Annotated in this window: 11 protein-coding genes; 2 read left to right on the top strand and 9 right to left on the bottom strand. The window is 43.5% G+C overall.

The genetic code is table 11. The features are described 5' to 3' along the window. Window positions 1–157: 157 nt before the first annotated feature. Window positions 158–2,383 (bottom strand): RNA polymerase recycling motor HelD, encoded by a 2,226-nt coding sequence (helD, locus tag ACRPI0_RS00990; RefSeq protein ID WP_432354203.1) that lies wholly within the window; start codon window positions 2,381–2,383, stop codon window positions 158–160. Between the two features lie 749 nt (window positions 2,384–3,132). Between helD and ACRPI0_RS00985 the strand changes: the two genes are divergently transcribed. Then, window positions 3,133–3,897: a nuclease-related domain-containing protein gene (locus tag ACRPI0_RS00985; protein WP_432354202.1), complete on the top strand. Its 765-nt coding sequence runs from the start codon at window positions 3,133–3,135 to the stop codon at window positions 3,895–3,897. Between the two features lie 668 nt (window positions 3,898–4,565). On the opposite strand, the gene ACRPI0_RS00980 is transcribed toward ACRPI0_RS00985, so the two are convergent. From ACRPI0_RS00980 to ACRPI0_RS00970, 3 genes are read right to left on the bottom strand one after another with little or no spacing between them, the layout of a single operon-like run. Continuing rightward, window positions 4,566–5,468, bottom strand: coding sequence for a glycine betaine ABC transporter substrate-binding protein (locus ACRPI0_RS00980; protein WP_432354201.1), 903 nt, complete (start codon window positions 5,466–5,468; stop codon window positions 4,566–4,568). Then, a complete protein-coding gene (locus tag ACRPI0_RS00975) occupies window positions 5,465–6,316 on the bottom strand; it encodes an ABC transporter permease (RefSeq protein WP_432354200.1) in 852 nt (283 codons plus the stop codon). Before ACRPI0_RS00975 ends, ACRPI0_RS00980 begins: the two co-directional genes overlap by 4 nt. Further along, a complete protein-coding gene (locus ACRPI0_RS00970; RefSeq protein WP_432354199.1) occupies window positions 6,309–7,562 on the bottom strand; it encodes a quaternary amine ABC transporter ATP-binding protein in 1,254 nt (417 codons plus the stop codon). Before ACRPI0_RS00970 ends, ACRPI0_RS00975 begins: the two co-directional genes overlap by 8 nt. A gap of 196 nt (window positions 7,563–7,758) precedes the next feature. Between ACRPI0_RS00970 and ACRPI0_RS00965 the strand changes: the two genes are divergently transcribed. Then, complete coding sequence (locus tag ACRPI0_RS00965; protein WP_432354198.1) at window positions 7,759–8,301, top strand: GbsR/MarR family transcriptional regulator; 543 nt, start codon at window positions 7,759–7,761, stop codon at window positions 8,299–8,301. Window positions 8,302–8,657: 356 nt separating this feature from the next. Here the strand turns inward: ACRPI0_RS00965 and ACRPI0_RS00960 are convergent, their stop codons facing one another. From ACRPI0_RS00960 to ACRPI0_RS00940, 5 genes are all read right to left on the bottom strand, one after another. Continuing rightward, complete coding sequence (locus ACRPI0_RS00960; protein WP_432354197.1) at window positions 8,658–10,352, bottom strand: methyl-accepting chemotaxis protein; 1,695 nt, start codon at window positions 10,350–10,352, stop codon at window positions 8,658–8,660. A 306-nt stretch (window positions 10,353–10,658) separates the two neighbouring features. Then, the gene (locus ACRPI0_RS00955) at window positions 10,659–12,347 is read right to left on the bottom strand and encodes a methyl-accepting chemotaxis protein (RefSeq protein ID WP_432354196.1); all 1,689 of its coding nucleotides are present in this window, start codon (window positions 12,345–12,347) and stop codon (window positions 10,659–10,661) included. Between the two features lie 272 nt (window positions 12,348–12,619). Continuing rightward, a complete protein-coding gene (locus tag ACRPI0_RS00950; RefSeq protein WP_432354194.1) occupies window positions 12,620–13,528 on the bottom strand; it encodes a DMT family transporter in 909 nt (302 codons plus the stop codon). 53 nt (window positions 13,529–13,581) lie between these two features. Beyond that, window positions 13,582–14,808 (bottom strand): amidohydrolase, encoded by a 1,227-nt coding sequence (locus tag ACRPI0_RS00945; protein WP_432354193.1) that lies wholly within the window; start codon window positions 14,806–14,808, stop codon window positions 13,582–13,584. Beyond that, window positions 14,801–16,057, bottom strand: coding sequence for an amidohydrolase (locus tag ACRPI0_RS00940; RefSeq protein ID WP_432354192.1), 1,257 nt, complete (start codon window positions 16,055–16,057; stop codon window positions 14,801–14,803). Before ACRPI0_RS00940 ends, ACRPI0_RS00945 begins: the two co-directional genes overlap by 8 nt. Between the last annotated feature and the right edge of the window lie 35 nt (window positions 16,058–16,092).

The following is a 16,092-nucleotide window of genomic DNA, read 5'->3' as shown; positions in this document are numbered from 1 at the left end:
TGTAGCCAATTCTACGCTCAATCCTGCCAATACATGCGTGGATGTTGCCGATTCAGCCATGCACACTTCCGAAAACAGGTAACATTCTTCTGATTCGCAACAATTGCACACAAAAAATTCCGCAAGCGACACGTAGTCGCTTGCGGAATCCTCAATATTATTCTTCTAAAATAGCCGTCGCAGCGTTGCCCAACATATGCAATTCATGCATCGGCCGCGTCATCGCGACATACAGCAACTTGCGGTCAATCGGCGTATCCCTGAACGCATCCGTAAATGCCGCCACTATGACAGCGTCGAATTCCAATCCTTTCGATAGAACACTTGGCACAATGAGCATACAAGAGTCGTCGATATCGCTTTGATCATCAAGCAATTGGACCGCCATTCCGTCCTCCGACAACACCTTAAAAATTCGTTTCGCCTCTGCATTCGTCTTACAAATCAATGCAACAGACAGATGGCCACGCGACCGGATTGTTTCATAGACTTCTTTCACTTTAAGAACATCCAGCTGCCCCATCTCATGAAAAACAGGCTCGATTCCATGCCGCACGACCGGTTCGACGAGCGGTAAATCCTCCTCCATTTGCGCGAGGACTCTATTCGCCAAATTCATGATTTCAATCGTCGTACGGTAACTCTTCTGAAGGGTGGTATACGTAGCAGTGGGAAGCATTTTCCGTACTGGATCCCACGACGTTAACGCGCGGTAACTATGGATTCCTTGCGCCAAGTCACCGACCAGCGTGAACAAGTCCGTCTCCAATCCGTCATGTAAGGCAGCTAGCTGATATTCACTGTAATCCTGCGCTTCATCAATGAAAACCACACGCATCTTCCATTCACTTCCAAGTCCCTTCAGCTTTACATGCAAGTCATAAAGCGCGGCCAAATCCTCTGTTTCCCATGAGTTTTTCACATGCGCTTTTTGGAATGAAACCTTGAACGCTTCTGTCCATTCCGGTGCGATTTCTGTCTGTAAGTCAGCATCCGTCAACCAACTTCGATACAGTTGCTTGACGTTGAACTTTTTGAAACGCTTCATATAAGAAGCAACTTTCTGCTTCCCTTCCTTTTCTATCTTGGGAAGTCGCTCATCCCGCTCGTCCATAATTCTTGTAATCCGTGCCCTGCGCTTCTCATCATCACGAATGCCATATAACGCTTTGTCGAGCGCGGCTTCATATTTATCCGATAACAACTGATACAGTTGCTTTCTCTTTCGAGTGACTTCTGTTTTCATGATTAGTCGAATTCGCTCTAGCCGCTTTTCAATCGGTAAATAACCGAAATCCTCCAGGAATAACTTGCGCAATCGCTTCGCACTCATAATTCGATAACTATCGATAAAAACATCTTCAAACAGTGCAACTGTTTGCTGCTCGAGCCTATGCACGTATCGTTCCATAATCGTACGATACTCCTCAGAGCCTTTCATACGAGCAATCGCAATTGTTGTTTCATCCAATGAATCCGATGACGCCAACCGCTCCAATTTTGCATTGGTGTCGGTCAGTTTTAACTTCAGACCGGTTGCATTGAGCACATATTCTTCAAATGTAGTTTGGCAAATACTCCCGACGCCGAGCTCGGGAAGCACGTCCCCAATATAGTCCATGAACAACTTACTCGGCGCAAGAATCATAAGCTTTTCAGCCGGGAAATCGGTTCCTTTTGTATAAAGGAAGTAGGAAATACGATGTAACGCAATCGTCGTCTTACCACTTCCTGCTGCTCCTTGCACGATAATTGGCTTCCTTAGACTCGCGCGTATAATGTCATTTTGCTCCGACTGGATAGTCGAGATAATTTCCGTCAATCGGACATCCGCTTTGCCAGCAAGGGCTTCTTGCAACAACTCATCATTCGTTGTCAAGTCAATGTCTCGGACATCAAGAAGTTTGCCATCGTCAATCTGATATTGCCGCTTCGAATGCAGGTGACCGCTCACTTCCTCACCACGGACATCATACGTCATATCACCTAAACGCCCGTCGTAATACACATTTGCAACTGGCGATCGCCAATCGACGATGATCGGTTCTTGCGTCTCTTGGTGAAACACAGAAGTCTTTCCGATATACAGAAATTGGTCTTTTTCCGCATCCGGTTGAAAATGGATGCGCGCAAAATACGGTTTCTTCTGGATGGCTTCAAACGTCTCTTTCTGGGACCGCGCCATTTCGAAAAACCGTGTGTTGGTGAGGATATTAATGTAACTCATACTGGAATCTAAATAATCTAGATCCGCCATCGCGTGACGAATCTGTTCTTGAGAGGCGTCGACATCACGCTGCGACTCTTCCAAAAGTCGTCGCATGTAATGTACCGTGTAGTCCAGACGCTCAGCCTCAAACTCAAAATCAGGGTGTCTCTGCATGTACAGATCCTCCGCTTTCCTAGAATTTGTCCTGTCGTTTCCGGAATATCTAAGGGGAAATTTTTAACAGATGTCGATTGTACCACTCGGTTCAGCTGAACGCAAGACGTTTTAACAGAAAATTCTGTAGTAAAGTATACTGGGTTTCCATCGACAAGCGCAGCGCTACCAATTACTCCCTTAACGCAGTTAAATTGTGTCCCGTTATCGAGAAACTCCGCTATGTGTCGGAGTAATATCGTTGTGTGATGGAGAACTTGCTCAAGCCCCTTCGCTCTCACATAACCGGGGTTCCCTTCCAACAACAAGCGCAGCCCTACCAATTAACCCCTTAACGCAGTTGAATTGTGTCCCGTTATCTAGAAACTCTGCTATGTGTCGGAGAAATATCGTTGTGTGATGGAGAATCTACTAGGCTTGATGAACAACTCACTCATTTTGTAAGACAATTTGAGACTTTTAGTGGCGAACACGCTACATGCTGCATCACAAACACTTTACCAATTACAATATTATTAATCCGAATAATGTGATAATATATAATCTAACTCTATGAAAGGAAGTGACTTACGATAATATATAAAGAACGTTCTATCCCAGCCGCTCTTGATGGGCTAACAGTTGCATTAAAAAGATTACCTGAAATCCATCCTGAGCACGATAAACTAAAACAGCGCATAGCATCTATTAAAGCGGGGTATGGGGGCGAACAAGAACTGGACAGAGTTCTAAGAAATTATAGGTTTCCTATGCCGACCCATATTTTAAATGATGTGTCATTATCCTCTAGCACTCTCTTCCAGATTGACACACTGATTCTCACTCCTGAATTCGCATTGATTTGCGAAGTGAAAAATATCGCAGGTGAACTCTCTATAACAGAGAACCCCCCACAGCTCCTGCGGATCGCTGAAAACGGTCAATTTTCCGGATTCCCAAGCCCGATCGCTCAACTAACTAATACCTGTCAATTATTCGAAGATTGGTTGACTCTCCAAAATATTACTCTTCCTGTCATAGGTTGTGTGGTGTTAGCATACCCAAAACAAAGATTATCGATTTTCAAAACTGACGTCCATGTCCTTTTTCCAAGTATAATCCCTCAATATGTAAGATCACTTTACAAAGGTCAGCCTCTGCTTTCCTGTGAAGAATTTGAAAATCTATCGAAACTACTCGTTAAACAGCATCGACCTTTTTCACCTAAACCTATAGCTTCGACGTACTCGATTGACCCAGATAACTTTTTAACCGGTGTTGCTTGTCCTTCTTGTAACCTAGTCGGCATGATAAAAAGTGGTCGATTTTGGAATTGCCCGCGTTGTAAAACCCGATCAACAACAGCCCATCAGCGCTCCATACAAGAGTGGTTTCTTTTATTCGAAGGACCCTTGACCAACGCTGAATGCAGAAGATTTTGTCGCGTACAATGCTCACAATTCACTCGACGAACGCTTCTCAACATGAAGCTAACCCCAGTAGGCGCAACAAAAAACAGAGGTTATGTTAAATAACGTAATAATGAACAAAACACTCTCATAAGAGTGTTTTTTTGTGGCCTTCTCTTAATTGAATTGTGTCCCGTTATCGAGAAACTCCGCTATGTGTCCGAGAAATATCGTTGTGTGAGGGAGAACACTCTTCATTTGATGAACAAACCACTCCCAATGTCGGACATTTTGACACTTGTGATGGAGAACTCGCTCAAGCACAATCGCTCTCAAATAACCGGATTTACCTTCCCTCAACAAGCGCAGCGCTACCAATTACTCACTTAACGCAGTTGAATTGTGTCCCGTTATCGAGAAACTCTGCTATGTGTCGGAGTAATATCGTTGTGTGATGGAGAATCCCCTTCATCTGATGAACATTCCGCTCCCAATGTCGGACATTGCTACATTTTTGATAGAGAACTCGCTCAAGCCCCTTCGCTCTCACATAACCGGATTCCCCATCCTTCAACAAGCGCAGCGCTACCAATTACTCCCTTAACGCAGTTGAATTGTGTCCCGTTATCGAGAAACTCCGCTATGTGTCGGAGTAATATCGTTGTGTGATGGAGAACCCCCTTCATTTGATAAACAACCTCTGCCAAGCGTCCGACAAACCTACACAACTGATCGAATACAAAAAAATCCCCCACTAGCCAAGCAACTTGGCCAGTGGGGGATTCCTATTCAAATTACTCTTTCAAATCTTCAATGGAGTCGATGTCCATATATGAAGGAACTGTTAAACCAATCTTAACGCCTTCCATACTTGTACCTACATCTTCAAACTTGCCATCGTATTTCTCCGCATAAGTTTTGTGAGTCACTGGCAACCATCCTGCAAGCAACGCGTCTGCACTGCCATCCGCAACAGCAGTCCACATTGGACCCGCTTCTACTTGTGACATTTTCACTTTGTACCCTTGCTCTTCTAATACTTTAGCCATCACATTTGTGCTTGCTACCGTACTATCCCAAGCAACATATACGAATGAGAACTCGTCGCCGTCGACTTTATCAACGCCTTCAGTCCATGCAGCTACTTTGTCTTCATTCTTATCAATCCAAGCTTGAGCTGCATCCGCAGGGTCTTCACCATCGATAATCGCTACCATGATTTCACCCATATCTTCTTCATCCCATTTGAAATTCTGAAGAATCTGGTGTGCTTCAGGCTTGTCTTTCGCTAGATCGAGGCTACCGATTGTATGGATCTCTTCAGCTCCACCATACGAACCTTTAGGATCATCTAAGTATTTCAAATCGAACTTCGTAAACATCCAGTGTGGAGACCAGCCAGTAATAATAATCGGCTCTTCTTTATCATACGCCTTTTTCAAGGCAGCTGTCATTGCAGCGCCTGATCCAGTCGTCAGTTCCCACTTATCTAGTTTGTAATCTTCGATAGCGCGATCTGTTGCTTCCATGATTCCAGCACCTGGGTCAATTCCTGTGATTTTGTAATCCACCATCTCTCCAGCTGTTTTATCCGAAGCATTCCCATCCTTGTTTGCATCATCGTCACCACATGCTGCAAGTCCCAGCGCTAATAGTGATACTGCACTAATTCCTGCTAGTTTTTTCGTCCAATTCATAATTCTTTTCCCCCTTGTTTTGTTCTTCCAGCGTGCTGGGTAATGCGGTCTAGAATGATTGCAACGAGTACAATTGCAACACCCGTTTCAACGCCTACACCTGTTTTCAATTGCGTCACGGCCTGATACACTTTCGTACCAAGTCCTGGCGCACCAACCATCGATGCGATAACAACCATCGATAGCGAAAGCATGATACTTTGGTTCACACCCGCCATGATGTTTGGCTTTGCTAACGGAATTTGTACTTTCAATAAACGTTGCATAGTGGTTGAACCGAATGCTTCTGTCGCTTCGATCAAATCTTTCGGAACTTGCTCAATGCCAAGCATCGTTAACCGAATTGTCGGTGGCATCGCGAAAATAATGGATGCGACAAGTCCTGGTACAACACCGATATTGAAGAAGAAAATTGCCGGGATTAAATACACGAACGCTGGCATCGTCTGCATCAAGTCCAAAATTGGTGTGATGATTCGGCGCGCCATCAATTGCTGCGACATCCAAATCCCTATCGGCACACCTATAATTATGGCGATTGCGACCGAAGTCAGAACGAGCGCGAGCATTTGTAGCATTGGATACCAATACCCTAAGTAGTCAATGAAGAGAAAGCCAATCAATGTGAAGAGCGCAATCTTCTTGGTCGAGAACCACCATGCAAGTAGTGCAAAAATTACTGCGAGTAGAATCGATGGTGGGAAATCCATGATGTCGACAAACGTTTCAACGGTCGTTTCGAGTACTGTGGCAATCCCGTCAAATACGGGTCCGAACGAATCTACTAGCCAATCCACCCCAATGTCGATCCAATCCGCGAACGGTAAGCGTGGTAATAACTCATTCATGTGCAGTCACCTCCGCTACGTCCTCTAAAATCTCGCCATTTTCGTTGATGAATTGATTGTTACCAGCAAGCGCACCAATCATTGCACCGCGAATGATGATACCTTTCAAACGGTTCTTTTCGTCTACGACTGCAACCGGAATCGTCGCTGTCGAAACGATATCAAAGAGTTCGGTGAGCACACTATCGCCAGTTGCCGTAATGACATCCTTAATCAAAACGTCCTCGATTCTGAGATTCTTCTCAGCCGCCATAACCGCATCTTGCGCAGTAAGTGCACCCATCAATCTTCCGCCTTTATCGACTACATAAATCGATGAAATCCGAAGACTTTCCATTAAGCGAAGTGCAACTCGCGGGCCTCTATCAATCTGTACTGTATCGGCATGCTTCATAATGTGATTCGCCGTCAACACTTTCGACAAGTCAACGTCTTCAACGAAACGCTCAACGTAGTCATTTGATGGATTCATTAAAATCTCTTCCGGAGAACCGATTTGCACGATTTCCCCATCTTTCATGAGAGCGATTCGATCGCCAATACGGAGTGCTTCATCCAAGTCGTGGGTAATGAAGATAATCGTCTTGCCCATATCTTCATGCAACTGAAGTAATTCGTCCTGCATATCTTTACGAATCAATGGATCGAGTGCACTGAACGCCTCATCCATCAGTAAAATGTCAGGATTATTTGCAAGCGCACGAGCTAGCCCGACACGCTGCTGCATACCACCACTTAGCTGCCCCGGATATTGAGCTTCATAGCCTGCTAGTCCAACGAGACGCAATGATTCGATCGCTTGGTTCTTGCGTCCTTCTTTTGCAATCCCTTGAATCTCAAGTCCGTACTCCGTATTCTCCAAAATCGTACGATGCGGAAACAATGCAAAGTTCTGGAACACCATTCCGATTTTCTTTCGACGGACGTTGCGAAGTTGTTCTTTATTCATCTTCACAATATCTTCCCCGTCCAACAAAATCTGGCCTGATGTCGGATCGATCAAACGATTCAATAGGCGTACTAGAGTCGACTTCCCGCTTCCGGAAAGACCCATGATGACAAATATTTCACCATCGAGTACATCGAATGCAGCGTTATTGACGCCAACAGTCGCACCCGTTTCTTTCAATATCTCTTTTTTCGTTTTACCTTCTTTAAGAAGCTGAGCCGCGCGTTTACTAGATTTACCGAAGATTTTAGACGCGTTTTTCACTTCTATTTTCTTTTTTACTACTGCCTCTTCCATACGAACCCCCCGATTCAATCTTTAAGATGTTTCATAGTATAGCTGTAATCTGTTTGTAATACAAACGATTTACTTTACATATCGTACGTACAGTTTTTTCTGTACGTATTTATTGCTTTTCAATTTCATCTGTTCTAAGCTATACTGAAGTGTTCAAAGACTGATGAAAAAACGTTCATCACAAGGAGGATCATCCATGCCGGATGCGTACGAAAAACTAGAAAAATCCCGTAAACGAATCACTGAATCGATCGCCCAAAACATCCATCTCTACGGACTTCCACCCTCAGCAGGGAGACAGTTCGGAATGATGTTTTTTGAAAATCGTCCACTGACGTTAGATGATATGTCCGCAGAGCTCGGAATGAGTAAAACGAGTATGAGTACTTCCATTCGTACCCTTTCTGAAGCTAAACTCGTTGAGCGCGTATGGGAACGCGGTGTCCGCAAAGACTTATATGAAGTGAAAGACGACTGGTACCAAATCTTCGTAGATATGTTCACAGTCAAATGGAGACGAGCCGTGTCCTTACATACGGCCGCTATCCGCAAATCTCTGGCTGAATTACAAGAACTAAAAAAAGCTGACGACGTAACTGAAGAACTCCTCGCAGTTATCGATACAGATATTGAAAAACTACTGTACATCCGTGAATATTACGATTGGCTCGATCGCCTCACCGATGCGTTTGAAGACCAAAAAATATTCGACCTTGTTCCTCGAAAACTCGAGGACTAACAAAAACGACATTTCGCCTATGCGAGATGTCGTTTTTGTGTGGGATAAGTCTACAACGCCTTTACGCAATCCCTATATTTTTTGCATCGATTCGTGTCAGCAAAACCACTCAATATGCCTTAAACGCACGTAGCGCTTCCAATAAAAGTCTTCAAAGACATTAGAACTAGTCTAATTACTAAGAAACTACTCGTTGTGTCGGAGAAATGAGCCTATGTGATAGACAATCACGCTGATTTTACCGACAACCGACTTATAGTGTCGTACACTTCCACACATCTGATTGAATAACGACACGCAACGCAAAAAGCCCACCCGCTTTTCAGCAGATGAGCTTAACACATAAAATTTTCTACTTATAACTTAAATTCTTGTACTAATGCATTCAATTTTTCAGCAAGGTTAGCAAGTTGTGCAGAACTGCCCGCCACTTCTTCCATTGAACTACTAGTCTGTTGTGAAGCCGCAGCAGTTTCCTGAACACCCGCAGCAGACTGTTCAGAAATTGCAGCGATTTCTTCTACAGATTCGCTCATTTCTTCACTACCTGCTGCAATCTCTTCGAGGTTTTGAGAAATTACGCCTATATCTGTAGTCATGTTGTTGACTGCATCCGTAATTTCAGCAAACGTTTCACGGGTCATCTTAAGTTGTGCTGTCCCCTTTTCTACTTCTTGGTAACCTGACTCTAGGGATTCCGCGACGCTGCTTGACTCTTGCTGAATCGTACCGACAATTCCCGTAATATCCGTCACAGATACTGCGACTTGTTCAGCAAGTTTGCGAACTTCTTCTGCAACAACCGCAAATCCTTTACCGTGCTCACCAGCTCGGGCGGCTTCAATTGCCGCATTCAACGCCAACAAATTCGTCTGGCCAGCGATATCTTTAATTACTACTACAAGTTTCGAAATCTCTTGAGATTGAACGTCTAACCCTTTAATTTTGTTAACGGCTTCCTGAACAATCACGTCAATTCGCTGCATTTGATCAGTAGACGTAGCCATCAACTGAGAACCTGTCGCTGTCTGATCTAATACGTTTTTAGACGTCTGCTGAATAGCTTCGCCTCGTAGGTTCGCATCCTCAACACGTTCCACAAAGCGTTCCATCATCATCGCTAAATCTGTTGCAGTATTCGCTTCACTTTCAATTCCCGAAGTTAACTCCTGCATCGTCACTGCGATTTGTTGTGATGCTGCATTCACTTCCGTTGATGATTGAGTTAACTCTTCACTGTGTGCTGAAACTGATGAAGAAACCTCATGAATGCTATTGAGCATTTCACGCGTGTGTTCACTCATTTCATTCGTAGCAGCAGCTAGCTGACCGAGTTCATCCCGAGAAGTGACGGCAAGTGGTTCGTGGCTTAAATCACCTTCAGCAATCAACTTCATGCGTTCCATTACTCTCTTGATAGGTTTCGTAATGATACTAGCAGTAAACACCGCAGAACCAATACTAATTAGTAAGACTAACAACAACACAATTGAAATCCAAGTAAGTGTTTCTTGGCCGCTTGAAATGATTTCTTTTCCATGGGTATGTGTTAGTTTTTCTCGCTTATCTGCTATTTGATGATACTTGGCAATCAATTCATTACCTTCAATAGATAACTCGTCCAAGTTTTTGGCTGCGCGCTCTTTCCGATTCGCGTCATACACTTCGATTACATCGGTCGTTAACTTTTTTCGCCAGTTAATCATTTGATCGACCAATTCACCAAATTCATCAGATGCACCTAACTTTTCAGCTTGGGCTTGGAGCTCCTTACCCGCTTTCGTCAATGTGAAGAATTCCTCTTTATAGGCTTCATCTCCAAACAATACATAGGCACGTACTGCAGACATTCTACCTGCCATCGTATTAGCAAGCTTTAAGTCAATTGCCATTAACTGCGTATCTGTCTCAACAATCTCTTGTGTCTTTTTATTCACGATATTAACCGAAACTATCGTATATATACCTAATGCCATGACAAGTACTACTACAACGCCAAATGCTCCTAGCAATCTACTCTTAACACTTTTAAAACCCTTGTTATTCCCCATGTGTCGCTCCTTCTTATGATTCTTAAGAACCTAATAGTTCTATTTCTTTTGTATGAATTCCATTTGTAATTATAGCTCCCTGCATGTCTAAAGTCACTATTTTTCTTGAATTATTTATTTTTTTCTTTAGTCAGGCTTAATTACCCACATTCTTACTTAATTTAAACTAGCTCCCTACTAATTGCCTTACCCATTGCATAGGTTCGAGTATTAACAACGACCTATTTCCGAACAAAAAAGCAACTCCCCTAAACTCAAGGAAGTTGCTTTAGACTTAATCTAGTTACCTGAATGAAACCCTGTATTTTATAATTTGAATTCGCTCACTAACTCATTCATGTGTTGAGCAAGTTGTGCAAGTTGTGCAGAACTTCCTGCTACTTCTTCCATTGAACTACTCGTCTGTTCCGAAGCCGCTGCTGTTTCTTGAACTCCTGCCGCAGACTCTTCAGAAATAGCTGCGATTTCTTCAACTGACTCGCTCATTTCTTCGCTGCCAGCTGCAATTTCGGATAGATTTTCAGAAATCACGCTAATACCTTCTGTCATCTGCTTTACGCTATCACTAATTTCAGCAAACGTTTCACGCGTAGTATGAAGTTGCGCTGTCCCTCTTTCCACCTCTACGTACCCCGATTCAAGAGACGATGCAACGCTACTAGATTCGTTTTGGATTGTCCCGACTATCCCTGTAATATCTGTCACAGATACGGCTACTTGTTCAGCTAGTTTCCGTACTTCTTCAGCGACCACAGCAAACCCTTTACCATGCTCACCGGCACGTGCTGCTTCAATCGCTGCGTTCAAAGCTAAGAGATTCGTCTGATTGGCAATTTCTTTTATTACAACTACTAGTTTAGAAATCTCTTGCGACTGGACATCTAGCCCTTTAATTTTCACAACGGCTTCTGACACGATCGCATCAATGCGTTGCATTTGCGCCGTTGAAGTCTCCATCAGTTTCGATCCGTTATTCGTCTGCTCAAGTACATTTTCAGACGTTGTATGAATTCCTTCGCCGCGTTTGTTCGCATTCTCCACTTTTTCAACAAACCGATCCATCGCCATTGCTAGTTCAGTTGCAGTATTCGCTTCACTTTCGATGCCTGATGTTAATTCTTGCATAGTAATTGCAATTTGCGCAGAAGCCTGATTCACTTCCATCGACGACTGTGTTAGTTCTTCACTATGTGCAGATACTGATGAAGAAACCTCATTGATACGCAATAGTATCCGTCGTGTGTTCTCACTCATTTCGTTCATTGCTTCAGCAAGTTGTCCCGCTTCATCACCCGACATTACTTCTAAAGGTTCCTGGCTTAGATCTCCATCTGCCAACATCTTCATTCGGTTTCTCACTTGTACTAACGGTTTAGTGATGTCGTTATTTGTAACAACTGATACTGCCCCGCTGACAATCAATGTAATAAGCGATACTGCCAAAACCCATCTCAACGTCATTCTTCCGCTATAGATAATTTCTTCACCATGATCAGACGTTGTTTTATCACGTTTGGCAGCGACTCTATGGAATTCAGCAATCAATTCCGTCCCTTCTGCTGTTAAGTCCTCCAGGTTCTTAATCGCACGCTCTTTACGGTTTTGGTCGTACATATCTATAACACCCGTTGAAAGCGATTGGTTCCAATTCGCTGTTTGTTCAATTAAGTCCCCGTAATTTCCGCCTAATTTCTTCGCTTCTTCTTCGAGATTGATGGCGTAATCTGTTAAAGTCTCGAATTCTTCTTTATATTGAGGATCTCCAAATAACACATAAGCACGCACTGCAGACATACGACTAGTCATCGCATTTGCTAACTTTAAATCCGCAGCTAGCAATTTCGAATCCACATTTATGATTTCCTTAGTTTTCTCGTTCACACGCTGAACCGAATTCAACGTAAAAAATCCCAATCCCAGTACTAGGATCATAACAACCCCAAATGCCCAATACAGGCGAGACCCAATACTTTTAAATTTAATCTTCTTTCTCATATCAACGTAAATCCCCTTTTCACAACTTGTCATTATTCTATATAGAGAAACATACAAATCATCCCAATCAGTAATTATAGAGAGTAATCAGTCTAAAGTCACTACATATTTCACAGAACTACCTTTTCATTACTATCACAAAGACCTACCCTCATTGCTTGCAGGGTAGGTCCTTACTAGTTATGGGACGTGCACTTGTGTACGTTCTTCCTTCTTCTATTTATCTTTATTGAAATCTGAACTACACTCTCTAGTAATCATCCGCGCTACAATTATGCATCTGAACTTTCTTTAGGAATCGTTTGGACTTGTTGGTTTCGTAACGAAACGATAATCCCTGTTATGATGATGAATCCTCCAAGTAATTGCGGCACGCTAATGATATGTTGCAAAATAATACAACTAAAAATCATCGCGATGAACGGTTCCAGGTTCAGCAACAACGAAATGTTGGAAGCACCCGCTTCATGGATGACTCCATTCCACAAATATGTACACAAGCCATGCATCACAATCGCAGTAACAACCAATAAAAGCCAATACGTCCAATCCACGTTCATAGCTGAGGGAACTGCCTTCCACGAGACAAATGGCAATAAGCCAATCAAGCCGAAGAGATTCGTGTACCACGTGATTACCCCGACATTCATCGTTTTCGACATATGTTGGACTAGGAGGAGGAGCACGGAAAACGATACCATTGTTCCCGCAATCAGCAGCTCACCACGTCCAATGGAAGGGACGAAGAAAGTTCCTTTCGTAATAACAAGCCATACTCCACAAAGGCCGATCACTGCTCCACCCCAAAAAGCTAGTCGCCGCTTCTCTTTAAAATAAAAAACGGAAAGGGAAACCGTCACAATCGGAGATAGAGCCAGAATAAGCGACGCCGTTACGGGATCTGTGTATTGTAGACTTGCATAAAAACTCCATTGGTTAAAAGAGACACCTATTAGCCCGCCTACTGCAAGTAACAACCAATCTCTCTTACTTAGTCGAACCCCTCGAACTTGTCGTCGAGTCACTGTGTATAGAAACATTAATATGAATATCAACCGCATAACGGCGATGATTTCGGGATTAAATTGTTTCACTAAAATCGAGCCGAAAACAAAGTTACTCCCCCACGCAATCACACAAAACAATCCGATTAGATACAGCTTCATTTGACTGTGTCCCATTTACTTCACCTACCATCTAAAAAGGATGGCTAGATTCAGCCATCCTTAACTACTTACATTGCTGGAGTTACTAGTTCGCCTTTTACCATTACCAAGCGGTTAACTGGCTTCCTTGCGACTACTTCCGCAGTCGATGCAGCATCAAAGAATACAAAGTCCGCTTTATCTTTCACTAGCGGCCACACGCGTTCGCCCTCTGCATTTAAGGGTGTTACGCCGTTTGTTGCAAACCGTAATGATTGACGCAATGGAATTTCCTCAATTTTACGGGAAAGCTCTCCGAAACGAGTCACTTTCTCTAACACATCGCCTGTTCCATACGGACTCCAAGAGTCATAAAAGCCATCACAGCCGAACTGCACACGAACGCCATGGTCATCCAACAATTGGATAGGTGGCAACGTTCTGTTCAAGTTAATCGGAACTGTTGACATAATTGCGACGTCCTGTGCAGCTAGACGCTCCGCAATCTTTACTTGCTGCCCAATTGCAACATCCCCAAGGCAGAATGAATGACTTAACGCTGTTCGTCCTCGATATCCAGCATCCTCAACGATATCAATCCACTTATCGGACGTGTAATAGCCAACCATTCCACCGTCATGTAGATGGATATCGACGTCTGCGTCAAATTCTGTCGCAATGTTCATCACTTCGTGAAGAGAGCTTTCAATCGATTGATCAATTCCAGCTGGATCCAGTCCACCAACGATTGTCGCTCCACTTCGCATCGCTTCACGCATTAGCGCGGGCACATCATCACGAAGCAATCCATGTTGCGGGAATGCTACGATTTCATGTGTCACAATTCCTTCATACGCTTTAAGTGCGGCTTTTACACCTTCTAAGTTTTTCAAGCCAATATAAGGATCGATATTCACGTGCGTACGGATATGTGTCACGCCGTAGCCAAGAAGTGTCTCAATCATTTTCTTTGCACGTTGCTCTGTTGAACTCGCCAATTCAGTAAGCTCCGCTGCCTCATGCGCCAAACGTTCTTTCAAATTAGTCACTGGCGTAACTGCTTTCCAGTCCAACGTCATATAAGTTTTGTCCAAATGATTGTGCATTTCTTTAAGAGGAGGTATCGCTAGCTTTCCTTTCATATCAAGCTGTTTTCCATCTATTTGGACAGGACTTCTGGCATCATGAATTTCTTCAATTACCCCATCCACAACTTTCAATGTATGCAACGCTGTCTCGGTTTCAACCGCTCCACTATCCATCATTCGATTTCCTGTCTCTAACTTAACATTTACAAGCCACGTCGTTTCAGTCACGTTTAGCGCCCCCTATCTGCAAACCATTCCGTACGATTCCATTTTCAGACACTACATTCCCTTGGAAAATAACTCGAGTAATTGGCTTCCGGCGTGCCACCGCCTGCGCTGAGCAAACTGCATCGATTAGCAGGAAGTTTGCGTCATCTCCGACTTTCGGCCAGACTGAATTCCCGTCGTCATCTAGTGGCATAATTCCACCCGTTGCGTATTGCCAAGTACGATTCAACGAATATTCATCCATAAACCGGAATCGTTCTGCAAGAGTGGATAATTTTTCAATCGTATCTCCCGTTCCATAAGGTGACCAATGGTCTGTCAGACTATCATGTCCGAGGGATACATTAACACCATTCTTCTGCAAATATTGGACAGGAATTGTTGGACGATTCGTTGGAATTGTTGTTGTGACATCGATTTTTGCTTCACGTAAAATCGATGTCATTTGTTCCAGCTCAGCCCCTTTTAAATCGCCGAGTGCAATGGCATGACTGATTGTCGTTTGCCCAACTTTTCCTGCTTGAATTGCAAGTTCAGCCAACTTTTTAAACTCAAAAGCTCCAAGAGAATCTCCGTCATGGATATGTATATCCAATCCCTTACCAGATTCCGTTGCGATATCCATCGTTGTTGCAAGTGAACGCTCAATATCCCGATCAATCGTAGCGGGATCGACTCCACCAACTAACGTAGCCCCTTTACGCATCGCTTCTCTCATTAACGCTTCAGAATTCGAGCGTAATAAGCCGTGTTGCGGAAAAGCGACGATATCATACGTCAACATACCTTCGAATTTCGCAAATGCTTCCAACGTAACTTCAATGTGCTTCGTTCCAATTTGAGGATCGACATTACAATGAGATCGAATGTGCGTATGCCCTTGAGACAATAACCATTCAATCATTTTCTCTGCACGTTGCAATGCAACTGGAAGCTGTCGTGGTAACAGTTTCTCTTCCTCTTCTATACGAGTAACAATGCCATTCGTTATCGGAATACACGCTTTCCATGGACCACCGAAATAGGTTTTATCTACATGAATATGCATTTCACGCATAGATGGCATCAGTAGATTTCCGCCAGCGTCGATGACCGTATCTGCTGAATCCGTAAGCGATTCACCAACCTTTTCAACTTTACCGTCTTTTACTAAAACATCATAACTACCTGTTTTTGTAGCAGTCACTCGGTTCCCTTCATAGTGAAATCCGGTTTCCAGTATTACATTCTTCAACATCAAAGTCGTCAATTCCATCACTCCTTCAAAAGGATAAAGTAAGGCCC

The organism is Sporosarcina sp. A2 (genome assembly GCF_050858885.1).
Lineage (GTDB): Bacteria > Bacillota > Bacilli > Bacillales_A > Planococcaceae > Sporosarcina.
This window is presented reverse-complemented; position numbering and strand designations above follow the sequence as displayed.

Excerpts from the sequence above, each read along its gene's own strand:
- helD (WP_432354203.1), bottom strand. The coding sequence starts at position 2,383 with ATGCAGAGACACCCTGATTTTGAGTTTGAGGCTGAGCGTCTGGACTAC.
- ACRPI0_RS00985 (WP_432354202.1), top strand. The coding sequence starts at position 3,133 with ATGCCGACCCATATTTTAAATGATGTGTCATTATCCTCTAGCACTCTC.
- ACRPI0_RS00980 (WP_432354201.1), bottom strand. The coding sequence starts at position 5,468 with ATGAATTGGACGAAAAAACTAGCAGGAATTAGTGCAGTATCACTATTA.
- ACRPI0_RS00975 (WP_432354200.1), bottom strand. The coding sequence starts at position 6,316 with ATGAATGAGTTATTACCACGCTTACCGTTCGCGGATTGGATCGACATT.
- ACRPI0_RS00970 (WP_432354199.1), bottom strand. The coding sequence starts at position 7,562 with ATGGAAGAGGCAGTAGTAAAAAAGAAAATAGAAGTGAAAAACGCGTCT.
- ACRPI0_RS00965 (WP_432354198.1), top strand. The coding sequence starts at position 7,759 with ATGCCGGATGCGTACGAAAAACTAGAAAAATCCCGTAAACGAATCACT.
- ACRPI0_RS00960 (WP_432354197.1), bottom strand. The coding sequence starts at position 10,352 with ATGGGGAATAACAAGGGTTTTAAAAGTGTTAAGAGTAGATTGCTAGGA.
- ACRPI0_RS00955 (WP_432354196.1), bottom strand. The coding sequence starts at position 12,347 with ATGAGAAAGAAGATTAAATTTAAAAGTATTGGGTCTCGCCTGTATTGG.
- ACRPI0_RS00950 (WP_432354194.1), bottom strand. The coding sequence starts at position 13,528 with ATGGGACACAGTCAAATGAAGCTGTATCTAATCGGATTGTTTTGTGTG.